The organism is Bacillus sp. FJAT-44742, assembly GCF_002797315.1.
GTDB lineage: Bacteria > Bacillota > Bacilli > Bacillales > Marinococcaceae > Thalassorhabdus > Thalassorhabdus alkalitolerans.
This window is the reverse complement of sequence record NZ_KZ454936.1, coordinates 135,266-157,820: the sequence shown is the minus strand read 5'-3', so window position 1 is coordinate 157,820 and position 22,555 is coordinate 135,266. Positions and strand designations below refer to the sequence as shown.

At 40.8% G+C, this 22,555-nt stretch carries 22 protein-coding genes and 1 riboswitch; of the genes, 5 read left to right on the top strand and 17 right to left on the bottom strand.

Annotated elements, in window-relative coordinates; all coding sequences use genetic code 11:
• Positions 1 to 123: 123 nt before the first annotated feature.
• The 3 genes from CEF17_RS00735 to CEF17_RS00725 all read right to left on the bottom strand — a co-directional run bounded on the left by CEF17_RS00735 (position 124) and on the right by CEF17_RS00725 (position 3,364).
• Positions 124 to 1,254: a 5-methyltetrahydropteroyltriglutamate--homocysteine S-methyltransferase gene (locus tag CEF17_RS00735; RefSeq protein ID WP_100397872.1), complete on the bottom strand. Its 1,131-nt coding sequence runs from the start codon at positions 1,252 to 1,254 to the stop codon at positions 124 to 126.
• A gap of 216 nt (positions 1,255 to 1,470) precedes the next feature.
• Positions 1,471 to 1,661: riboswitch (cobalamin riboswitch) on the bottom strand.
• Between the two features lie 77 nt (positions 1,662 to 1,738).
• Positions 1,739 to 2,581, bottom strand: coding sequence for a patatin-like phospholipase family protein (locus tag CEF17_RS00730; RefSeq protein ID WP_100397871.1), 843 nt, complete (start codon positions 2,579 to 2,581; stop codon positions 1,739 to 1,741).
• 18 nt (positions 2,582 to 2,599) lie between these two features.
• Positions 2,600 to 3,364, bottom strand: a complete 765-nt coding sequence (locus tag CEF17_RS00725; protein WP_100397870.1) for an alpha/beta fold hydrolase — start codon at positions 3,362 to 3,364, stop codon at positions 2,600 to 2,602.
• A gap of 208 nt (positions 3,365 to 3,572) precedes the next feature.
• Between CEF17_RS00725 and CEF17_RS00720 the strand changes: the two genes are divergently transcribed.
• Positions 3,573 to 3,767, top strand: coding sequence for a YwbE family protein (locus tag CEF17_RS00720; protein ID WP_100400736.1), 195 nt, complete (start codon positions 3,573 to 3,575; stop codon positions 3,765 to 3,767).
• 132 nt (positions 3,768 to 3,899) lie between these two features.
• Here the strand turns inward: CEF17_RS00720 and CEF17_RS00715 are convergent, their stop codons facing one another.
• The 4 genes from CEF17_RS00715 to CEF17_RS00700 form a co-directional block, all read right to left on the bottom strand.
• A complete protein-coding gene (locus tag CEF17_RS00715; protein ID WP_232725550.1) occupies positions 3,900 to 4,316 on the bottom strand; it encodes a universal stress protein in 417 nt (138 codons plus the stop codon).
• Positions 4,317 to 4,351: 35 nt separating this feature from the next.
• Positions 4,352 to 5,077, bottom strand: a complete 726-nt coding sequence (locus tag CEF17_RS00710) for a hypothetical protein (protein WP_100397868.1) — start codon at positions 5,075 to 5,077, stop codon at positions 4,352 to 4,354.
• Between the two features lie 423 nt (positions 5,078 to 5,500).
• Positions 5,501 to 6,094 carry a nitroreductase family protein gene (locus CEF17_RS00705; RefSeq protein ID WP_100397867.1) on the bottom strand — a complete coding sequence of 198 codons (594 nt, stop codon included), beginning with the start codon at positions 6,092 to 6,094 and terminating at the stop codon, positions 5,501 to 5,503.
• A 46-nt stretch (positions 6,095 to 6,140) separates the two neighbouring features.
• Positions 6,141 to 7,004, bottom strand: a complete 864-nt coding sequence (locus tag CEF17_RS00700) for a pirin family protein (RefSeq protein ID WP_100397866.1) — start codon at positions 7,002 to 7,004, stop codon at positions 6,141 to 6,143.
• A 378-nt stretch (positions 7,005 to 7,382) separates the two neighbouring features.
• Here CEF17_RS00700 and CEF17_RS00695 point away from each other — a divergent pair, with 378 nt between their 5' ends.
• Positions 7,383 to 8,729 (top strand): amidohydrolase family protein, encoded by a 1,347-nt coding sequence (locus tag CEF17_RS00695; protein ID WP_100397865.1) that lies wholly within the window; start codon positions 7,383 to 7,385, stop codon positions 8,727 to 8,729.
• A gap of 82 nt (positions 8,730 to 8,811) precedes the next feature.
• Here the strand turns inward: CEF17_RS00695 and CEF17_RS00690 are convergent, their stop codons facing one another.
• From CEF17_RS00690 to CEF17_RS00680, 3 genes are all read right to left on the bottom strand, one after another.
• Positions 8,812 to 10,485, bottom strand: a complete 1,674-nt coding sequence (locus CEF17_RS00690) for a ribonuclease J (protein ID WP_198508846.1) — start codon at positions 10,483 to 10,485, stop codon at positions 8,812 to 8,814.
• A gap of 103 nt (positions 10,486 to 10,588) precedes the next feature.
• Positions 10,589 to 11,242, bottom strand: coding sequence for a ribonuclease H family protein (locus CEF17_RS00685; protein WP_100397863.1), 654 nt, complete (start codon positions 11,240 to 11,242; stop codon positions 10,589 to 10,591).
• A gap of 104 nt (positions 11,243 to 11,346) precedes the next feature.
• On the bottom strand, positions 11,347 to 12,243 hold the full coding sequence (locus CEF17_RS00680; RefSeq protein ID WP_100397862.1) for a DMT family transporter: 897 nt from the start codon (positions 12,241 to 12,243) through the stop codon (positions 11,347 to 11,349).
• Positions 12,244 to 12,571: 328 nt separating this feature from the next.
• On the opposite strand from CEF17_RS00680, the gene CEF17_RS00675 reads away from it, so the two are divergent.
• On the top strand, positions 12,572 to 13,546 hold the full coding sequence (locus CEF17_RS00675; RefSeq protein WP_232725373.1) for a prenyltransferase: 975 nt from the start codon (positions 12,572 to 12,574) through the stop codon (positions 13,544 to 13,546).
• A gap of 137 nt (positions 13,547 to 13,683) precedes the next feature.
• Here CEF17_RS00675 and CEF17_RS00670 read toward each other — a convergent pair whose 3' ends face one another.
• The 3 genes from CEF17_RS00670 to CEF17_RS00665 all read right to left on the bottom strand — a co-directional run bounded on the left by CEF17_RS00670 (position 13,684) and on the right by CEF17_RS00665 (position 16,703).
• Positions 13,684 to 15,159 (bottom strand): protein adenylyltransferase SelO, encoded by a 1,476-nt coding sequence (locus tag CEF17_RS00670; RefSeq protein ID WP_100397860.1) that lies wholly within the window; start codon positions 15,157 to 15,159, stop codon positions 13,684 to 13,686.
• A 102-nt stretch (positions 15,160 to 15,261) separates the two neighbouring features.
• Positions 15,262 to 15,417 (bottom strand): hypothetical protein, encoded by a 156-nt coding sequence (locus CEF17_RS19775; RefSeq protein WP_157842881.1) that lies wholly within the window; start codon positions 15,415 to 15,417, stop codon positions 15,262 to 15,264.
• A 2-nt stretch (positions 15,418 to 15,419) separates the two neighbouring features.
• Positions 15,420 to 16,703 carry an ATP-binding protein gene (locus CEF17_RS00665; RefSeq protein ID WP_198508845.1) on the bottom strand — a complete coding sequence of 428 codons (1,284 nt, stop codon included), beginning with the start codon at positions 16,701 to 16,703 and terminating at the stop codon, positions 15,420 to 15,422.
• A gap of 496 nt (positions 16,704 to 17,199) precedes the next feature.
• Here CEF17_RS00665 and CEF17_RS00660 point away from each other — a divergent pair, with 496 nt between their 5' ends.
• Positions 17,200 to 17,631 (top strand): hypothetical protein, encoded by a 432-nt coding sequence (locus tag CEF17_RS00660; RefSeq protein ID WP_100397858.1) that lies wholly within the window; start codon positions 17,200 to 17,202, stop codon positions 17,629 to 17,631.
• Between the two features lie 98 nt (positions 17,632 to 17,729).
• Here CEF17_RS00660 and CEF17_RS00655 read toward each other — a convergent pair whose 3' ends face one another.
• Together CEF17_RS00655 and CEF17_RS00650 are read right to left on the bottom strand one after the other, a co-directional pair.
• On the bottom strand, positions 17,730 to 17,987 hold the full coding sequence (locus tag CEF17_RS00655) for a hypothetical protein (protein WP_100400735.1): 258 nt from the start codon (positions 17,985 to 17,987) through the stop codon (positions 17,730 to 17,732).
• 142 nt (positions 17,988 to 18,129) lie between these two features.
• On the bottom strand, positions 18,130 to 19,107 hold the full coding sequence (locus CEF17_RS00650) for an HD domain-containing protein (RefSeq protein ID WP_100400734.1): 978 nt from the start codon (positions 19,105 to 19,107) through the stop codon (positions 18,130 to 18,132).
• Between the two features lie 268 nt (positions 19,108 to 19,375).
• On the opposite strand from CEF17_RS00650, the gene CEF17_RS20790 reads away from it, so the two are divergent.
• Positions 19,376 to 19,504: a hypothetical protein gene (locus CEF17_RS20790; protein ID WP_269799430.1), complete on the top strand. Its 129-nt coding sequence runs from the start codon at positions 19,376 to 19,378 to the stop codon at positions 19,502 to 19,504.
• Here CEF17_RS20790 and rlmD read toward each other — a convergent pair.
• Both rlmD and glpK read right to left on the bottom strand, forming a co-directional pair.
• Positions 19,501 to 20,895 carry a 23S rRNA (uracil(1939)-C(5))-methyltransferase RlmD gene (rlmD, locus tag CEF17_RS00645; RefSeq protein ID WP_100397857.1) on the bottom strand — a complete coding sequence of 465 codons (1,395 nt, stop codon included), beginning with the start codon at positions 20,893 to 20,895 and terminating at the stop codon, positions 19,501 to 19,503. The two genes, CEF17_RS20790 and rlmD, sit on opposite strands and share 4 nt — an antisense overlap.
• 162 nt (positions 20,896 to 21,057) lie before the next feature.
• Positions 21,058 to 22,551: a glycerol kinase GlpK gene (gene glpK / locus CEF17_RS00640; protein WP_100397856.1), complete on the bottom strand. Its 1,494-nt coding sequence runs from the start codon at positions 22,549 to 22,551 to the stop codon at positions 21,058 to 21,060.
• Positions 22,552 to 22,555: the final 4 nt, after the last annotated feature.

The following is a 22,555-nucleotide window of genomic DNA, read 5'->3' as shown; positions in this document are numbered from 1 at the left end:
TTTTATGTAGGCTCTGTCAAAGCTAATGTTGATTTTCATAAACCATTTGATATATTAACCACAAAATGTAATCAAGCCTTTATTAAAAAAAGCCTCATCGATTTCTCGATGAGGCTCTTCTCACTATTTCCATACGTCATTTGCGATGCTCACTACATGTCGGACCTTGGCCCATTGTTCTTCTTCGGTAAGAAGGTTCCCTTCTTCTGTTGAAGCAAAACCACATTGAGGGCTTAAGCATAACTGCTCTTTTCTTAGATATTTTCCTGCTTCTTCAATTCTGTTCTTTATTATGTCTGGTTCCTCAAGCTCTGGAAATTTAGAGGTGATCAGACCAAGCACAACATAAAGATCTTCGCGCTCTACATGGCTTAACGGTTCAAAGCCACCAGAACGTTCATCATCAAATTCAAGAAACAAAGCATCTACGTTTAATTTCTTAAACATTATTTCAGAAACCGCATCATAACTTCCGCTTGATGCATAGGTGGACTTATAATTGCCTCTGCACACATGCATGGTTATTGTCATATCATTTGGTTTGTCTGCGATCGCTTCATTCACAGTCTCAACGAATAATTCTAGGGTTTCTTGTGGATCAAGGCCTCTGGCCTGAAGCAGTCCCCCCGAAAGGACCAGGTCCTTGTCCTTCTCGGCCTCCAGGAATAATGACCAAGTAGTATCATCAAATTGCAGGTGGCGGCAGCCTGCGTCATATAAAGCACTGATTGTGTCTTTGTATACTTTAACTAGATCAGCGAAGAGTTCAGATTCTGAAGAATAGAATTCTTTTTCTTCATCCGTGACTGTCCTGAAAATAAACATGCTAGGACTCGGTATTGTGATTCTTGCTTCATGGTCTCCCTTAATACTGTGAAGGAATTTGTATTCCTTCACCACAGGATGATCGCCAAAAGACAGCTTGCCCGTCACCTTAGCACCTTCTGCCTTTGTTTCCGTTCCTCCGCTGAATACAAGGCCTTTATCTAGCGTGACAAATTCCATTCCTTCTACTTCTTTCATGAAATCGAGATGGAACCATGCACGTCTGAATTCCCCATCTGTTACAGCTTTTAAGCCAGCTTCTTTTTGATTATCTACCAGTCGTTTTATTTCTTCATTCTCCATTTCCCACAGTTCCTCAGCTGTGATTTCCCCTCTGTTCTTTTGCAGGCGGGCTTTTTTTAATCGTTCCGGTCTTAAGAAACTGCCTACATGATCTGCTCTGAATGGTCCTTTTACTGTATCACTCATTTTTTTCTCTCCTCTTCTATTTTTGAGTTTTTCACTAGTAAGACTGCCAGCGTCACGACACAGACAGCTGATAAAGCATAGTACCCTATACTAATTAACAACACAAAAAAGCAAACAAGCCACAGCGGCCTGAATGCTTCTATCAAACTATGTAGCATAAGGAATGAACCTTAATACAATTAATTCAGCAAACACCCCTCCCTATTTCCCGTAGGTCCATGTGTAATCATACAGGCAGGTCTCCTGACTTATCTTCATTGTTTCCTGCTCCTTCCCGCTTTCCAGCAGTGGACTTTGCAGGTTACTCAGATTTACAGTGGCGGGAACCGTGCCGGACTTTCACCGGCTTCCCTTTTAAGCTGTAATGTATAAAACCAACTTACAACACCTGTTTAATATTATTTAATTATACTTCTGAGTATATAGCTGATTTCTTCCCTTTGTCCATGCTTTTAGTAAAAATTTCTATTAAGGCAGCATATCTTCAATACTCTTGATCAGTTAATACTTTTTTTATTTCCTTCATGTTCGCCATAGCCGTCTCATACCCTAAATCAATACAATGCTTAGCCTTCCGAAAGTCAAAGGCACCGATAGCTCCTACCTCCGGATATAAAGTATAATCGGCTTCCTTATGCTCTGCTTCCATTTGGGTTTTCAATGAAAGGTTGATGACGTTATTGATGACTTTGACCATGCTTGCTGAACCAGACTTTGCATTGATAATAGGTGTAATAGGATCTACAGAAATAACACGTTCTGCTCCCAATGCCCTGCATATTCTGACAGGACAATTTGAGGTAACACCACCATCAATCAACATTCTTTCTTCATAATGATACGGTTTAAAGAGCACTGGAATCGCAAAGCTTGCCCTTACAGCATCTGCTATTGAAGTATTGTTCACATACTCATAATCCTCCACAGGCTTTGATGAAAATACAACGCTTGTCCCCCGCCCGTAATCAGTTGCTACGATTCCGCACGGTATTTTCAAAGAAGACAGAGGCTCATCCCCCGTATTTTGTGCCATAATATTTCGTAATCGTTCTCCTTTCAATATCCCATCTACACGGGGCCGTATAAACAAGGCTCTATAGAGAAGAGATCTCCAGTCAAAATCAAGCAGACGCCTGTTTAACCTAGGAACAATCCTTTTTAAAGTCTCTGCTTTATGTCCGTAGGCGTATAATGCCGCTACCATAGCTCCAGAACTTGATCCGGTTACGTGTGAAACCTTAATTCCAGCTTCTTCAAAAGCGAGCAGCACTCCTACCGCTGCCGACCCCGGTATCCCTCCTCCGGCAAATGCTAACCCGGTTTCCATACATGCACACTCCTGTAATCATGAAATAAATTCTTTGATGCGCAGGTTCAATTCAATGCTTCTTTTTAAAGGAATCTCATGTCCGCATTTTTTTATAAAAATCAATGTACTGTCCGGCAAATAACCTTTCATGGGCAAAGCATACTTACCAGTAATTCTGTCCTTTTCCCCGTATACAAGTAAGACAGGTTTTTTGATAGAAGGAAGACGGTCTGTACAATCGTAATGTAAAAAAGAGTGATAGAACTGTGAGGCATCCAGCCCATTCGTTGGTAAAGATGCTTTGAGCAAACTCCAAAAACTTCGCCAATCATTTGTATTGATGATGGCTCCAAAAATGGCAAGGAACAATGCGGGTTTATCTATAAGAGATAACCGAACTCCATTCTTCACAATAAAATAAAGAAGGCCATTCTCCACCTTAGGGACAGGGCCGAGTTGAATCAGGCCTTTGACAGCCTCAGGGTACTTAAACGTAAATTCAAAGGCAATAGAGCAGCCAGCTGAATAGCCGCAGAGCCATGTTTTTTCAATACCGAGCCTGCCCAAAAGCTCTTTCAGGTCATCTGCTATGTCTGAAAAATCCCATGGATCTGGGGAGTAGGCTGTTCTCCCGTGTCCTCGTATATCCATTGAAATGACATGATAGCCTGAAGATAACTCCTCCAATTCGGGACGGTATACGTCGCTCGGATGAACGGGGCAATGAATAAAAACAATGGCTTCCCCTTTACCTTTTGATTCATAATATGTTTTTAATCCATTTATCTTCATAAATGGCATAGCTCCTGTCCTCCATAATAATGTATGATCCTATTTTCACTGTTACCCGCTCTGTTCCTCTGGTAGTCACTGTTAGATTGTGACAAAAAATAAAATTCATACAATAATCTCCCCCTTGCCATTTATGACAATGAGTTATATTAACTGCCAGGGAGACATGATAAGCTGTATGTACAGAAAAAACTCTGAAAGAAAGGCGGTTTGCTTTATGAATGGCACTCAGCGCAGCAGCATATACCCGGGTTTAAAAGTAGAGATTGTATTAAAAAAGGATCAGCGAAGCGGCAAGTTGACTCAAGGAATTGTAAAAGACCTATTAACCAAATCAACAACTCATCCTCACGGTATTAAAGTCAGACTCGAAGATGGTCAGGTAGGACGAGTGAAAAATATAATTGAGTAGGTACTACACCTGACGTTAACTATTAAAAAAAGCACCGCCTGGGTGCTTTTTACACTTTCTCTTAGTTATCATTATTTAGGATCTGATGGAATTTTAATTGGCTTTTATCATTTATTTAAAATAAGTCCTGTGTTAATCTTCTTGGACAATTAATACATCACATGAGCAGTGTCTGGCAATGTTTTCTGAAACCCTTACATATTTCTCATTAGATTCCTTTCCCACAATCACTAGATCAGTACCAAATTCCAGCGAGCGTTCCTTAGATATTTTCACGACAGGAGATCCAAAATTAAGGGTGGTCTCCACATCTTTCAGTTCAGCGAATCTAGCTTCTCTTTCACATATACCAAGGAGAACATTCCCTTGCCTTTCAGCCAACTTCATAAAAGCGGGGTCTTCTTGCTGCTTTTCAGGAAACGCACTGTAATCAATTACATGAGAAATAATCAGCTTACTGTCATTTTCTTTTGCCATTTCTATCGCTCTTTGTAATGCAATCATAGCTTCCTTTGTCCCATCTACTGCTACCAGAATAGAGGAATACATAGAATTCACCGCTTTACTCCCTCCAACAATTAAAATTACCATTCAAAAAAGAACTTAAAAAACATAGCAGAGCTTGTATAAAGAATTACCCCAAACGCAAAGGTTGGATAATGAGCCTCACGATGTTTAGGGAGCTCATTACTTAAAACATTAAGAATCATCGCTCCTGAGATAAATGCAAAAATAATAGCTTCTAGTAAATAAGAGATAGACAGCCAAATCCCCATCATCCAGCCTATCATTACCCCTGAAGCCATAATATACCTGCCAACAGCGACATATTGGGTTGGATAATACCTCCAAATATCGTGAGCTACAACCAGAAAATGAAGCCCTAGAGCAGACGCATAAAACATAGCCTGCACACCGCTTACCTCAGTAGAAACTAGAGTATAAGAAACTAATATGTTATAAAGGGCAAAGAAGGATACCTGCACCCAAAAGTTTGATATGCTTGAAGCACTTTGTACTTTACTAAAATTCCCCTCTGAGTATTTCTGTACCCCGTAAAAAACGAGTAAACCTACTAAGCATACAAAATATAGTTCAGTTTGAGTGGCTAAACGCCCATATTCTTCTTTGATGGCATGCTGGTGGTCGTGAAGATATGGCAATACATAAATAAATACATAAGAAGCTGCTAACCCGCCAACAAAAGAAATCCACTTTTCACGTCTCACCTTGTTTGAAGGCACCAGTTTATATGCGAAAAGATAAATAAAGGAATAAAAGACTCCAATCATAATAATACCAAAGGTCATGGGTACAGCTCCTTTACATTAATCCAAAAACATCCTTCCATACTGTGATAATAATTCGCGCAATGTCTGGAAGGAAAGAAGGCAGTACAATAAAAGAAATCAACAAGATGGAAGGCGTTTGTGATTTAACTTTTTTCTTATTAAGCTGATTATATTAAATTAACTAGTGTTAATCCGTGAGGTTCTTCACAGTATCACTAACTAAAAAGCTACTATAAATAATCCCACTTCCCTTTCTTTGTTTCTCCGCTAATCAGTATTATAGGAGCTTCACTGCATGGATACCCATTATTTATTCTGCATTCTTTAATTCATAAGCGATTACCCAGAGTATTTTTTTGTTTTTCTTGCAGGATTGTATGTACCCCTAAATCACAAAAAACCAGGAACGCCTCTTTGGTCCCTGGTTTTGCCTTATTTGAACTATGCTTTGTGGAAAAACTCCTTGTCTTTTATCCAGGTCGTAACTTCACTGTAATGCTTTCTTTTTCCTGCTGGCATTTCCTTTTTGGGGTAGCCGAGATAGAGAAAGGCAAGCATTTCACCTTTTTCAGAGAGTCCGAACAGTTCATTAATCCTTGTATTGTAGCACGCCTCGCCTGTTCGCCAGAAGACCCCAAGCCCAAGGCTATGGGCGGCTAAAAGCATGTTTTGAATAGAGGCATAGACAGCGGCGTGTTCTTCTTTCGCCATTACCCTTGACTTTTCACTCGGTTCTACTCCCACTGCAATGATAATAGGAGCCCTAAAGGGGTTTGCCTTTACTCTTTCCAATTTCTTTTTGTTCGTTTCGCTTTCCGGGTCTTCCATTTCTTTAGCAGTAATTTCCGCCAGGACCTCGCCTAACGGTTCTCTGGCAGTTCCCGTTAATACAAAATAACGCCAGGGCTCTGTTCTATGGTGATTTGGAGCCCACGTGCCGGCCTCTAAAACTTTTTCGATCAAGTCTTCTGGAACAGGTTTATCAGAAACTAACCCATTGCTCCTTCTTGTCTCAATTGCCTTTAAAACATCCAAATGAGACACCTCCTGTTTGAGAGTAATAATATCTTTCTCTTATACCTTATACGACAGGGGGACCAAACTTTCCATTATGAAAATCACGATATGCTTCTTTAATTTCATCCATCGTGCTCATCACAAAGGGCCCGTAAGGTACAATCTCTTCCCTGATCGGTGTACCTGAGTAAACGAGAACCTTTGAACGCCTGCTGTTTGCCTTCATAATAAGATCGCTCTCATTATTTTCATTCCCGTTTTCCTTGAAAGTTAAGGTTCCTACACCATGTTTTTTTAAATTTACAGGACTCTCTCCAAATTCGATGTCACCTGAAAGGACATAAACAAACGCATTATGAGTTTCAGGCAATTTATGAGTATAAGAGGCTCCCTCCGTCAGAGTGATTTCAGACATGGTGATCGGAACTGCCGATTGCAAAGGACCAGTTACACCGGCAACATCTCCGGAAAAAACTTTTACTGTTCCTCCTTGAATAGAAACCACGGGAGCATCTTCAGCGTAGACATTTTGATAGGACGTTTCAGAATGACGAAGATCTCTTGGGAGATTTAACCACAGCTGCAGGGTATGAGCAATATCATTGCCCACTGCTTCCTCTGCATGCCTGGCCGCCCAGCCCGCATTCATATACTGCATATCCCCCGGCTCTAAAATATCTCTTCCACCGCCGTTATCAATGTGTTCAAGCCTGCCGTCGATAACATAGGTGACGGTTTGAAACCCTCTGTGCGGGTGGTCTGAAAACGCACCCCTTTTAAACCAATCCTCTGCCATTAAGATAAAAGGATCAAAGTCTGCCCACTTCTCAACTGGCAGCACCCACCCTTTCTGTATAAAGGGAAAACTTGCTTCTTCATATTTCACATACCAGTGATCCTTTATATTTCTTTGAACAGCTTCACTCATAAAGACACTCCTTTGTTTTTATATAGTTTTTATATAGTTTTTATATATAGTTGCTATAGCAACTATATAGGGTATAATAATACTTTCTCAAGACTCCAGGCCTGATAAATAGGTGTTCTTAAACATACAGCTGTGTTTATCTAGATTTCATCATACTTACTAAATAAAAGCAAACCTTTTGTTTCACTCACGTTTTCCGTTATCTTCTGTCGTATAGGCCTTAGTGCTTTGTATTACTCACACGTCTTTCCAGTTATATTTTCCTACGTAAATAAGGATATCCTCCTTCTCTTCCTCGAAAGAATTGACACTTCTAAAATGATCCAATTATTCTGAACTTGAAGATACCCTAGTAATTCTAATGAAGGAGAGATGCAGATGAATCGAACCTTAATAAAAAATGGGCTGGTCTTAAACTCTAAGTACGGAACCTTGGAAGAAAAGGATATTCTCATTGAAGGAAAACGTATTCAAGAAATACGTTCCGCAATTGAAGGTATTGATGTTACGGAAGAAATTGATGCACGGAACATGATTATTGCTCCAGGCTTTGTAGATACACACCGTCATGTATGGGAATCATTGATTCGTCACATTGGCACTGATTGGTCTCTGCAAACCTACTTAGAACGTATTTATTTTAATAACCTGGGTTCCCGCTTAACACCTGAAGACAGCTATCTTGCTAATCTATGGGGTTCCTTGGAGGCCCTTGATGCGGGTGTTACCACTCTTTTAGATTACTCCATGCCGGAAACCCCGGAGCATGCCGATGCGTGCATTAAAGGTCTGCAGGATGCAGGTATTCGCGCAGTATTTGCTCACGGAACTTCGGGTCACAGTGAATATTGGTCAAGAGACAGTGAAAAGAGACATCCTGTTGACAGCAGGCGAATTAAGAAGGAGTATTTCCAGACAAATGACCAGCTTCTTACTATGGCTCTAGGAGTTCGAGGTCCGGAATTCAGCTCCTGGGAAACGGCCGTTGATGACATTCATCTGGCCAGGGAGTTAGACTGCATTTCTTCTATGCATATTGGTTTTGGGACATGGGGTCCTCATGATCGCTCTATAGAAAGACTGTATCACGCTGATTTATTAGGACCCGATATCAATCTTGTTCATGTAAATACTGTCATGCCTCATGAATACAAACTTATTGGTGAAACTGGTGCGTCTGTTTCTGTAACACCTGAAGTGGAAATGATGATGGGACACGGATACCCTGCCACTGGACGCGTTTATGAGAATAACGGCCTCGTGACTCTAGGAGTGGATGTAGTCGTTTCCACTGCCGGCGATATGTTTTCTCAAATGAAATTCGCTCTCCAGGCTGAAAGGGCTCTTCAAAATGAAAAGCTTCTAGAAAGAGGAGAAATGCCGGGAGACCTTCCCCTTTCCACAGCTGACGCTTATACTTTTGCTACAGCTAACGGGGCGAAAGCTCTGGGGTTAGAAGAAAAGACCGGAGCTCTTGAAGAAGGGAAGGAAGCTGACCTTATCTTTATCAACCCCGATTCTTTTAATTTGCATCCCTTAAATAACGAAATTATCGGGGCTATTGTCCAGAGTGCCCGTCCTGAAAATATTGATTCTGTTTTCGTAGCCGGTACCCCTGTAAAAAGAAATGGCAAAATGTTAAAGGGAAATGACCCGACGTTTAAAAGGCAGGTGGAATCAGCCAGCGAGGCAATTTTTAACCGCCAATACAAAATATCACGGTAAATCTCACACATGGCAAATAAAGCAGGAGTTGTGAATAGGATCGTTCCCTTTTCCCACTCCTGCTTATGGCATTCTAAATGGATTACACCTCAATGATAATAGGCAAAATCATCGGCTTTTTCTTCGTTTGCTGAAACAAGTGCTTCCCAGCGGCTTTTCTGACCTGTTGTTTGATTACATTCCATTCACTTCTATCTTCTTCTTTCATATTGCTTACAGTCTTTTCTATCAGCTTATTTACGTCCTTAATAAGCTCGTCAGAATCTTTCATGTAGACGAAGCCTCTGGAAATAGTGTCAGGGTCTGAGACCAGCTTCTTTTCCGTCTTGCTCATTGTTAACACGATAACTAGCATTCCGTCTTCAGAAAGCTGTTTCCGGTCACGAAGGACAATGTCTTCTACGTCGTCAAGACCAATACCGTCTACATACGTATTCCCTGCAGGTATTTTTCTCGTTGAACGGGCTTCCCTATATTGAATATCCACGATCTCACCGTTACCCATGACAAATGTATGGTCTTTTTGAACACCGACAGATTCAGCGAGCAGCCGGTGATGGTGGAGCATCCGATGTTCCCCGTGAATCGGGATAAAATATTTTGGTTTAAGGAGAGTGAGCATTAACTTTAAGTCCTCCTGGTATCCGTGCCCTGACACGTGCATCCCCGAAGAGCTTCCCGTTCCATATATCACATGTGCTCCAAGGGTAAATAAATTATCAACTATCTTGCTTACACCTCGTTCATTCCCCGGAATAGGCCCTGCCGCAAGAATTACTGTATCTCCAGCAAAAATCTCCACATCCCGAAAGTTCCCGGTAGACAGACGCGATAAAGCGGCTAACGGTTCTCCCTGACTTCCAGTACACAAAACAGCAACCTTCTCAGGGGGAAATTCGTGTACTTCCTTCTTATCAATTAACATACCATCGGGCACATCTAAATACCCTCGCTCCATAGCAACATTTACGACGTTTACCATGCTTCGTCCAAGGAGAGCCAGTTTACGATTCGTTTTCCGTGAAGCATCCACAACCTGTTGAACACGGCTTACATTTGAAGCAAAAGTGGAGAGGAAAACTTTTCCTTCTGCTTTCATAAATACCTCTTCCACATTTCCTCCTACAATCTGCTCTGAAGGGGTCGATCCCGGACGCTCTGCGTTTGTGCTTTCAGAAAGCAAAACCAGAACTCCTTCCATGCCGATCTCAGCTATTTTGTGAAATTCGGCGTGTTCGTCCATGGCCGGCGTTAAGTCAAACTTAAAATCCCCGGTATGTACGACGTTTCCTTCTGGAGTTCTAAACACAATACCCAAACAATCAGGAATACTGTGAGTCACTTTGAAAAAGGTTACATTTATTTCACCGATAGTAAGACTTGAATTTGAATCAATTTGATTTAATTCCGTTTCCCGGAGAATTCTATGTTCCTTTAATTTTAATTCAATTAACCCTAGAGTAAAACGCGTCGCAAACACAGGAACATTTATTTTCTTTAAGAAAAATGGGATGCCCCCTATATGGTCTTCATGACCATGGGTTACAATTAACGCTTTGACCTTTTCCTTATTTTCTACTAAATAGGTCATATCCGGAATAATTAAATCAATCCCTAACAAGCTTTCATCGGGAAACTTATTCCCACAGTCAATCACAATAATTTCATCTTTATACTCAATGGCGTACATGTTTTTCCCTACTTCGTTTAACCCGCCTAAAGCAAAAATAGAGATGGCATTTTCATTAGTGCTCACATTTATCCCTCCTGACAGCATTGTTATAAGCTAGTATGCCCGGAAGAAGGATGATCAATTAAAAAAAGCGCCTGCCCTTGAAGTGGACAGACACTACTTTTCGCTATATTTCAATTGTACTTGTAATCTCTATATCCTTAAGCGCTTGCGATGCTAATTGATCAGCTTCCTGGTTCTTTTTTCTTGTAACAAGGGTGAATTCAGGAGTGAGCCCAAGCTCTTTGATCTTTCGTTCTATTCTTTCAGCCCATGTATTTAGCGTCTCTTCCATACAAGGCCACTCTCCCTTAAGCTGATTGACCACTACTTGAGAATCCCCGATAAAAGTCACTGGTAAATGGTGAACGCCCAAAAGCTCTAGTTCCTGTAAACCAAAATAAAGAGCAGCATACTCTGCTTCATTATTTGTATCAAGATCAGCAACCTGTGCGTTTTTGCGCATTCGAAATGACTTGCCGTTTTGTTCATAGTAAATTGCACAGCCAAGACCAGACTTTCGTGAACTGTGGTCAAAACCCCCGTCAAAATACACCGTTATATTATGAGGTTCCGTTTCTACTTCCTCTACATATTTTTTTATCTCTTTAATAGTCCATGTCGTTTGCAGCTGGTCAACAAAGATAACTTCTTTTACTCTGCCTGTTTTTTGCAAATCTTCAGCAATCAGCAGCGCTTTTTCTACCTTCATCTCCTCTGAGGTGAACGAGGTTTCCGTCCCTTTCGGCGTTTTGTACTTCACTTCCAGACTAACCTTCATCTTGACCCCACCTTTTGTCACTTTTACTACTGTTATACCCTTTTACCTTCAGATTTAGTTTTTCTCCTGTCACTAATCAAGTTTAGTAACTTTCGCAGAAAAGATCAGTATCCCTGTGACTTTGTTGATCGTACTTTTTCACGTTTGCCAGAAAACTGTGTAGTTATGATTACACCGGCAATTACGATAAGAGACCCAAGCACCTGCATTCCCGTTATGGTTTCATCAAGCCACAAATATGCTCCTGCCATAGTGAAAACGGGGAGAAAGTTCAAAAATACAGAAGCTTTGGAGGGACTCAAGAGGTCCACTGCACGATTATAAAAGACAAGAGCAATAAAAGAAGGAAAGATTCCTAAGTATAAAAGGCCGCTCACGTGACTGGAAGGATCAAAAGCAGGCACCCCAGTAACAATCCATTCAATTAGGACAATAGGCAAAAGAACAACGACTGAAACTCCTGTCATCACAAACAGAGCAGCATAAGGTGGAAAGAGATGCATGTACTGTTTTACAAAGATTGTGTAGACAGCCCACGTGATAATGGCTCCAATCATAATGACATCACCAATGTTCCAGGCCATGGCTGTTATGCCAAATATCCTGCCATCCAAAACCACCCATACCGCCCCAAAAAAAGATAAGAAAACCCCAAGCCACTGAACACCTGCCAATCGTTCCTTCAGCATAAAGGCGCTTAAAATAACCGTGGTTACCGGTATCACTGTTTCAAGGACAGCAACATTGGTAGCGGTAGTAAATTGCAGGGATCCATATATAAACGTATTAAAAAAAGTAATACCAGTTAATGTCATAATTAAAAAAGGCTTTTTATATTTCCAGAACGTCATCCGGTATTTCCAGGCGGTAAGAAATCCAATCGGAACTAAAACAATAAAAGCCACTAACAAACGAATGAACGCAATTGTGAAAGGCGGCAGATCATTCATTGCTTTCCCAACAAGAATGTTGCCAGCGTAAAAGATGACAACAAGTATCATTAATATGTATGGATAAATTAGAATTCCCCTCCTTTAAGAAAGAATAGACAAGCTCTAAAATAACATGCCTTGTACTTTTCATACACTTCCCTTTTGATATAAAATGAGAGGCACATTGTAAGAAGCAAGAAGTATATAAGGTGGGATGGTGAAGCCACTTTTATCTTTGTCTGTCTGTGCGCCTAAAACGGAAGTCTGAAAACTCTCGTGGTATCAGCTGGCTCTGAGATTTTTGTTCTTTACCTTTATTTGTGCAAAATGCTTCAAGGAAAAGGCATGCAAAGTGTTGAACATATAATGTACGAGATATAAGTTTTGGACTCACTTATTGTCGTTATTAAACAATACAGAACGAATGAAAGAAAGGGTTACTGCCATGGATCAACGTATCCTCTCAAGCTTTCGGATTGGATGGTTATTACTTCGCGCTGTTGCTGTGCTTTCTTCAAGTGTTGCAACAATTGTCTCTACCATGATTCCTTTATTTTTGTACTATACAATTTCAAACGGGTATTTATTATTCATGTTTCTTTTTTTAACATTCTCTGCTTTTTTGATTCATGGGGTTCTTACCCATGCTTTGAACGACTACACTGATTTCCAGTCTGGCACTGATCAGCACAGCCCGGCTATATTGTCGGGGGGAAGCCGCATAGTTCAGAATGAACTGGTGCCGCCTAAAACGCTTTGGCTAGTAGGGAAGTGGCTCGCTATTACTCTTGTCTTGCTGGCTTTACTCCTTGCCATATTTTCTTATTTCAGATTGTCTATTTTATTAGTGATAGGGGTATGGGCAGCAGCTTCCTATTCTCTTCCGCCTCTTCGCTTAAGCTATCGGCCTTTTCTTGGGGAATGGCTTAGCTTATTTATTTCTATCCTTTTTCTTGGCTTTGCCGGTCCGTGGCTGATTCTCGGAGAAATCCCTTTATGGGCCTGGCAGAATGCTGTCATTAATGCCTTGTTTTGCTTAGCCTGGGTAATGGTTCATCATATTCCTGATCTTGAAGCAGACAAAAAAGCTGTCCCGCAAAAAAGAACCAGCGTCGTATGGTTTGCCGAAAAGTTCGGCCTGTACTATGCACGTATTCCTGCCCTGCTTTATCTTTTTGCGTCGGGCCTCAGCATTTTCTGGCTTGGTACCGACCGCATAGGAGCGGCATTGGTTCTCTTCGTTACTGTTTCCATTGCTGCGTTTCTTGTATTGAAAATGAACGTAGAAAATCATCACCAAGTCTCTTATTTTGAAAAGATCATGCTGCTTCTTGCTATGATCACTGCAGCAGGCTTAGGCCTCTTTATTTAAGTACACGCTGTGCTTCAAGTCATCTTACCCACGTATAAAGAAATGTAGAGCCTCAAAGAAAAATGAGAATGAAAGGACCCCCGTCTTTTAATAAAAACGGGGGTTCCTGTTTTGTGTTTTCTTCTAATTACTTTTCCTTACGTACCGCAATAAGTCCGGTAAGGACGTCCTGATGGTTCAGGCAGCGTAGTGTATTCATCCTGTTCCGGGGAATACGCATAAGGATCTGCTAGAACATCAAGAAGCTTTTCCATTACGCTGTAATCTTCATGTGCCACGGCAGCTTCAAGCGCCTCTTCCACCCGATGATTACGCGGGATGACAGATGGGTTGCTTTTTCTCATTACCTCTTGAATAGAGTCTTTTGAAACCTCTTGCCTGCTGACTCTTTCCTGCCACTTTTCATGCCACTTACTAAAGTCTTCAGAATCAAATAGACCTATGCCCTCCAGCTTGCCTAACGTTAAAGCCCTAAATGTATTCGTGAAGTCCGCTTCATGCCTCTGCATGATAGTGAGAAGATTTTCAATGAGAGACTCATCTTCTTCCTCTTTACTCAATAATCCTAACTTTGACCTCATTCCTTTGAGCCAGTTTTGCTTAAAGAGCTCAGGAAAGCGAGAAACCTCATCCTGGGCAAGGCTCACAGCCTGTTCCTGGTCTTTCTCAATCAACGGCAGCAAGGTTTCAGCAAACCGTGCGAGATTCCATCCGGCGATTGGCGGCTGATTGCCATAGGCATACCGGCCTTGAACATCAATTGAACTGAATACCGTTTCCGGATCATAGGCATTCATGAATGCGCATGGGCCGTAATCTATTGTTTCTCCACTTACTGTCATATTGTCTGTATTCATTACTCCGTGTATAAAGCCAATAAGCTGCCACTTTGCTATCAAGTCAGCTTGACGCTCGACTACTCTTCCAAGCAAGGATAAATAAGGACGTTCATGTTCTTTTATTTCTGGGAAATGCCTTTCTATTGCATAATCAGCTAACGACTGCAGATCTTCAACCGACGTCCCCTTGGCTGCATATTGAAAGGTTCCTACTCGGAGATGACTGGATGCTACTCGGGTTAACACTGCTCCTGGCAGGATATTTTCCCGGTACACTGGTTCACCTGTGGTCACAACCGCTAAACTTCGATTCGTAGGTACACCTAGAGCATGCATCGCTTCACTCATAATATATTCTCTCAGCATCGGTCCAAGGCCCGCTCGACCATCACCCCCGCGGGAGTATGGGGTTCTACCTGAACCTTTAAGCTGAATATCATAACGCTCTCCTGATGGAGTCATCTGTTCTCCCAGGAGTAGAGCCCGTCCGTCCCCCAGCATAGTAAAATTCCCAAATTGATGACCAGCATATGCCTGAGCCAGAGGAGTTGAGCCTTCAGGGATTTCATTACCAGCAAACAAGGCTGCTCCATCCTTGCTCTCCAAAGCTTCTGGTTCCAATCCTATTGATTCTGCAAGTGAATGGTTAAAAATGACAAGCTTAGGTGAACGAACAGGGTCAGGTTCAAGGCTGCTAAAAAACAATTTAGGCAGACGGGCATAACTGTTGTCTAAATTCCAACCTGCTTCTGTAATGTCTTTTCTCTGTGTCATCCTATCTCCTTTTCTTTATTTGACTTAGTCGTTCATTTATGTGGATATGTTATTAAAGACATTAACCTTTTTAATGTCTGCTTTTCCCATTTTGATATACCTTCACACCACTTGGATAACATTTCCTGCTTTACATTGTACATTACCTTCAGGACATTTAACATTAATAAAGCTTCTGGCTTTGACTCCCTGTTTTGTTTTTCCGTCACAAAAAAGTGCCAGCTGCATACCTGGCACTTCAATAATTGATTTACTCATTTTTAAGAACCCGTCTCAGCACCTGACAAAGGCAAAGTCAGCTGAACGGTGGTCCCTTTAGATTTTTCACTCTCATAAGTGACTGTTCCTTTCATTTGTTCGATAATGCTGCGTGTCACCATAGTACCAATCCCGCTTCCTGTTTCCTTCGTCGAATAAAAAGATCCAAGCTGGTTTATCTGGTCTCTTGTCATCCCCGCTCCTTCATCCGATATGCTTATGATGACTGTTTCTCCTTCTTTTACAGCTTTTACCTCTAACGTCCCTCCACTTGATTCCATGGCTTCTACCCCGTTTTTTATAATATTGATCAGTGACTGCCTCAACTTCTGTGAATTCCCCTCAATCTTTCCATCAGTGTTAATGTCAGTAATAATATTTACCCCGAATCTCATAGCAAAAGGTTTCATAATTTCTACAGCATAACTGACTTCTTCCTTTACGATAAGGGTTGTTATCTCATCAGTATGTTTTGATAAGCTTAAGTAGTCAGTTATAATGCCTTCCGCTCTTTTTAACTCCTCCAGAACTATCGAGACATACCACTCTTTTTTGGTGGTATCTACTTTTTCATTCCCTAACAATTGAACAAACCCCTGAACTGTCGTGAGTGGGTTTTTTACCTCATGTGCGACAGTACTGGCCATTTCACTTAGTACTTTAGATTTCTCTAATTGGATATAGTCTTGACGCAATTGAGCATTTTTCTTTATTTTTTCCAGAAAGTAAGTAACCAGAAGAAGGAACAACAGCTGCATCGCAGCCAGGTCTGTAATTATAAGAAACTCTAAAGAATCTATCGGTCTGAGCATTCTAATGTTTGCAGTAAAAATAAATAAGTAAAACACATGGATGAACGTAATGAAGAATGCTTTTTGCTTTAACGATCCCTTAACAAAATAAGGGTACACAAACCACAGGAAAAAATAGAGGAGAATATATGGGACAGTAACAAGCGTGATATGTTCATAGGGAAAGAAAACAATTCTCATAAATCCATAAATAAGAAATAAGCTCAGGCCCACTTTCGGTCCTAAAAATAAAAAGCCTATTATCATAGGCAAAAGCCTGAGATCAAAGCGGATTCCGCCATGTATCTCAATGGGAGTATACAACGTAATGAGCAGTAAAACAGAAAGGGCCACTATCAAGAGAGGTTCTGGTATCGTATGCCGCTTAAACGGTTGATCAAAATAGAAAAGCACGTATAAAAATAAAGGCAAAATTAATAAGAGAAGATGTAAGAGAAATAATAGATGAGCGTCTATGACAAGTGGCAATGTCATGGTGTTCACTTCCTTTTTATTCATGCAATGTATATTCAGTATACCGCGTTTAAAAGGAAATTTATTTACTTTTTTCTAATAAATGTCTCCTTATTTTTGTTACACTTAAAATAAAAGAAGAAATGGTTATATTTCACAGAATCCATAAAAAAATATAGCAGGAAGCCGGAAATAGGCATTTCCTGCTTTTTGTTATTAAAGGGGGCTTCACAAAAACTTACTCTCAGGGTTGTTTTTCTCCTTCTCTCCTTATAATGATGTGCCTGATATTTGGGAAGAAACCTTATACCGCTTCATATTTTATAAAATAGTTAAGTTTAGAAGAAAATGAGGGGGAACTTGATTAATTGCAAAATTCTTTTAGCATCACTTAGCTGAACTATCGAAAAGCAAACAGATAGAGTTGTTGATAAAATGAAGGAGCAAAACAAACTACGAGAAAAGATACATAGACAACCTTCTTAATCCTGCTCTCTTGCAAAAGGCGGTAATAGACTTGAGACACAAATTTTTCAGCCCGTTATTGTTATCCTTATTTTTGCTTGTCAGTTGTACCTTGAATAATAGTGAGGAATTTACCGCAACGGGGAATGGAGTACATTGGACCATAGAGATGGAATATTATTTTAGCGAGAATGATGAATTTGCAGAGTACGGGATAGCTACCTATAAGTCTGATGAACCTATTCATTCCCTTTCTTATGAATTTCATTACCCTGCATCTCAAAGCAGGGGTTCTTCAGGAGAACGTAACGAAATAGAGGAGGGAATCTCAGAATTCAGCCTAGGGGGCAGCGGTGGAAGCGGCGGGACTACTGCCCAGAGTTTAAGGTCTTTTCAAGAAGGTATAAATGAAACAAGCGTCACTCTTTCGTGGGAAACCCCCAAAGGAGAGAAGGAAGAAACGATCTCCCTAAAAGTTGATTGATATCAAAGAAGCAGGAACCTGTCTAATTAAAAAAGTCGCCCATTCAATTACTATTAAGGAAATGAGCAACTTATAAGGTTTAACTTTATTTTTCCTCGTTAGTTCAGTAATTTCTTTTCAAGAATGATTTTGTGTAATCCTTTTTCGTCAATATTCATATCAAGTTCATATCCAATCTTATAACCAATTACCTTTGTACCATCCATCGCAGTAATAACTAATAATTTTTGTTTACTTCTCATTTTGGTAATCAAATCATCTGAAGTGCCAAAAATATTTTTATGTAAATCTATTATTCCAACTAATACTTTCTCTTCAGGTAATGAGTTAAAAATAGTAGAGTAATCAATGTTCAATTGTTTCCCCCTTTTTATAATTAAGTAATCATTTAGCTCCATTACGGCACTCTTAAACATAAATGTCTCATTGCTTCAATAAGAGAAAGGCGAAAACCTTATTAAGCTGTCGCACCCCCGTTATCTTAATAACATTTTATTCTTAATTAGAGAGTATTCTCACATACATCCCTCCTGTGGCTTTCTCATAAGCTACATTGCCCATTATCCTTACCCTTTCTGATAATTTTGACGCTGGTATTAATTCTCCATTCCTATATACAGAAGGGTTAATCAGTCGAAGTTTATTTTTTCGGTGTAAATCGTAATTCTCTCTATCTTCTTTTACTTGCACATTCGGATTGAGCTTTCTTAACAAACTAAGTAACTCGTTATCCTCTGATGATTTGATTTTATTTATTAACTCGTCATCTTTGCCAAGGAAGTCATTAGAGTTTAATACATTTTTTTCTAATGAAAGTTTCAGAGTCTTAGCTAAGATATCATATCCATAAATATTTAACGGATCCATAAAGAAGTCAATTACTTCCTTGTAATACGTTTCTACAAACCATTCAGCTACATCAATGCTTTGAAGATACATTTCCCCTTCAATAACAATCAAATCTTTCAAAAAATCATGTACCTCTTCTAGTGAGATATTTCCATATTTATACATGTCACGAAGAGTATAATCTACCCTATCCGCACATAATTCAGGCGCTGCCTGTTCCAACAATGTCCACTTTGAATCGTCAAACAGAATTTCTTCATAGTTGTAATCATATTTAGCTAAAATTACTGGGATATCGGAGTTCTTAACAACATCACTATATATTTTCTCATGATAGTCTTCTTCTTTATTTTCAAAGACAAAATCAATGACATGAGAAAAAGCTGTATGGGAAACATCATGCAATAATCCTGCAATCTGCTCTTCTAATGAACCACCAAGTTTTCTAATTAACAACATGACACCTATTGAGTGGTCAAAGCGTGTTTCATTCCACTTATGATTAACCAAGTAACCTGCTCCACCTTGATGAATTCCCTTCAACCTTTGAACTGGTTCACTATAAATTAATTCTTCTAATACTTTATCTACTTCATATTCACCGTAAATATCGTCATATATAATAATTAATTCTCCCCCCTTAAACTTATTGTCACAAAGCAATCTTCAACTGTTATGTTTGTTAGATAGTACATTTGTAAGGCCTTACTAAACAGCCTCCCCGTTTATTATATAAAAGCAGCCGCTTAAAACCTCTTGACTGCATGAAGAATATCGAGAGGCTGCTGATAAAGCACAAAAATAACTAAAGGGTTTATACGAAAAAAGAGAGAAGCTCAAACAGCAGCTTCTCTCAAGTAATCCATTAAATGAGTACCACACCTTAAAGGAAAGCTTGAATCATTACTTTCCCTTTGATGATTTGACACCTGAAATGCTTCATCATTTTGTGGAAAAGGTGCTGATCGATAAAGATGGTAAGCCAGCTATCCATTATCGCTTTAACCTTTTTACTGAGTATTAATTTCCTTTCCAAATTATCTGCGCCACACACTCCACATGTGTCGTCTGTGGGAACATATCGACGGGCTGTACTTCTTTGGTTTCAAATCCGCCCTCTTCTAATATCTTCAAATCTCTTGCCAGCGTTGCCGGGTTACATGACACATATACCACTCTTTCCGGCTTCATCTTTATAATCGTTTCTAACAGCTTTTCATCGCAGCCTTTCCGCGGCGGGTCTACCACAATCACGTCTGGTGTGATGCCTTGAGCAGTATGCCACCAGGGGATCACTTCCTCTGCTTCTCCGACAGCAAAATCTACATTATCCATGTGATTCAGCTTCGCGTTTCGTTTTGCATCGGAAATCGCCTCGGGCACTATTTCTACTCCGTAGACGTGCTTTGCTTTCTGGGCGAGGAATAAGGAAATGGTTCCGATGCCGCAGTACGCATCAATAACTGTTTCTCTTCCAGTCAGGTTTGCATATTCCAGGGCTTTGTCGTAAAGGACCTTTGTTTGCTTCGGGTTTACCTGGTAAAAGGAGCGGGCCGATATGGCAAACTTAATCTCACCGATCGTGTCATAAATATATTCTTCACCCCAGAGCACGTTTGTCTGTTCTCCAAAGATAACATTTGTCCGTTTGGGATTAATGTTTTGTACGATGGATTTCACATTAGGCAAAGCCTGACGGATTTCTTCTATTATATTCTTTTTGTTAGGCAGCTCAGTTCCTTTGGTGACAAGTACTACCATCAATTGATCTGTATTTAGAGCATGGCGGGCAACAATATGGCGGAGTGTTCCTTTATGAATTTTTTCATCATACGCTTTAATACCATATTGATCGGCGATCTCTTTTACCCTTGATACCGCTTCATCATTCGCCTCATCCTGAATGACACAGCGTTCCATATTAATAATCTGGTGGCTTCGCTGCTGGTAAAAGCCCGCCACAAGCCCCCCTTCCTCCATTCCTACCGGAACTTGAGCCTTGTTGCGGTAGCGCCAGGGATCCTCCATACCTAATGTAGGATGGACAGTCACATTTTCCAGCCCTCCGATCCTTTGCAGGACATTTTTCACTTGGTTCTGCTTATAATCAAGCTGTCCTTCATAGGAAAGATGCTGAAGCTGGCATCCCCCGCACTGCTTATAAATCGGACAGGGAGGTTCAACCCTGTATTCACTTTCTTTTGTATGCTCCAGCAGTTTTCCAAATCCATATCCTTTCTTGGTCTTCACCACTTTAATCTTCGCATGTTCGCCCGGAAGAGCATTGGGAACAAACAAGGCATACCCGTCAACCTTTGCGACTCCTGCCCCTTCGTGAGTTAAATCTTCAAAGGTAACATCAATAATTTCGTTTTTTTGGACAGGGACGTTTCCCTGCTTATTTTGTTTACTCATCTATATCGTTCATCCTTTATGGCTGTTGTGTAAGCTATCGTGATTGTACCACATTCTGCCTGATTTCTTATATTATCTCCTCTGAAGACAGTTGTACACAAAAAGCGTCCAAAATCCCTTACAAACAAAAACCTGACCGGTTCTCCGGACAGGTTTTCTCACTTATTTAAAAGCCTGTGCTGCTTGAATAGCTTTTTTCCATCCACCGTACAATTTCTCTCGTTCCTCTTCTGCGATTTCAGGTTCAAAATACTTTTCCACTTTCCACTGCTTGCTGATTTCTTCTTTATCCTGCCAAAAGCCTACAGCCAGCCCTGCCAAGTATGCTGCTCCTAAGGCAGTGGTTTCCTTCACATTTGGCCTTTCCACTCTTGCGCCTAAGATATCACTTTGAAATTGCATCAGGAAGTTATTAGCAACCGCTCCCCCATCAACGCGCAGGGACTTAAGCTCTGTATCTGCATCGGCTTCCATTGCCTGGAGTACATCCTTTGTCTGATAGGCAAGAGATTCAAGAGTAGCTCTCACAAAATGCTCTTTTTCTGTTCCTCTTGTCAACCCAAATACGGCCCCTCGAACATCTGAATCCCAGTAAGGAGTCCCCAGACCAACGAAAGCAGGCACTACGTAAACTCCGTCAGTAGAAGAGACTCTTTCAGCATACTTCTCACTGTCAGAGGCATTCTTTAGCATACGCAAACCATCGCGAAGCCACTGAATGGCAGATCCCGCAACAAATATACTTCCTTCCAGTGCGTAGTTTACTTTGCCATCAATCCCCCAGGCAAGAGTAGTAAGTAAGCCATGCTCGGAGGCTACTGCTTTTTCTCCTGTATTCATAAGCATAAAGCAGCCTGTTCCATACGTGTTTTTTGCCATGCCTTCTTCAAAGCAAGCCTGGCCGAACAGTGCGGCCTGTTGGTCTCCTGCCGCTCCAGCCACTGGCACTCTTTCACCAAAAAAGTGATAGCTTACGGTTTCCCCATATACTTCTGAAGATGGCTTCACTTCAGGGAGCATTGCTTTTGGGACATCCAAGATTTCTAAAAGCTCATCATCCCATTTCAGCTCGTGGATATTAAACATGAGTGTCCGTGAAGCGTTGGAGTAATCAGTAACATGGGCCTCACCGCCAGTCAGCTTCCAGATTAGCCACGTATCAATTGTCCCAAAGAGAAGCTCACCTTTTTCTGCTCTTTCTCTTGCCCCGTCCACATGGTCTAGAATCCATTTTACTTTCGTTCCGGAAAAATAGGCATCTATTAAAAGGCCTGTTTTATCTCTGAAGGTTTGAGCAAGCCCTTGGTTTGAGAGTTCTTCACATATTTCTCTCGTTTGCCTGGACTGCCAGACAATAGCATTATAGATTGGTCTGCCGGTCTCTTTTTCCCAGATGACTGTCGTCTCTCTTTGATTTGTAATACCTATGCTGGCTATTTCCTTAGGGGAAATACTAGCTTGGGCCAGCGCCCCGGCAATCACTGAAAGAATGGAACTCCATATTTCGTTGGCATCATGCTCTACCCATCCTGGCTTTGGAAAAAGCTGTGTAAATTCTTTTTGGCTGACAGAAATGATTTCTCCTTCTTTATTAAATAGAATGGCCCGTGAGCTTGTCGTTCCTTGATCAAGTGACAGAATATATTTTTTCTCCATTGGT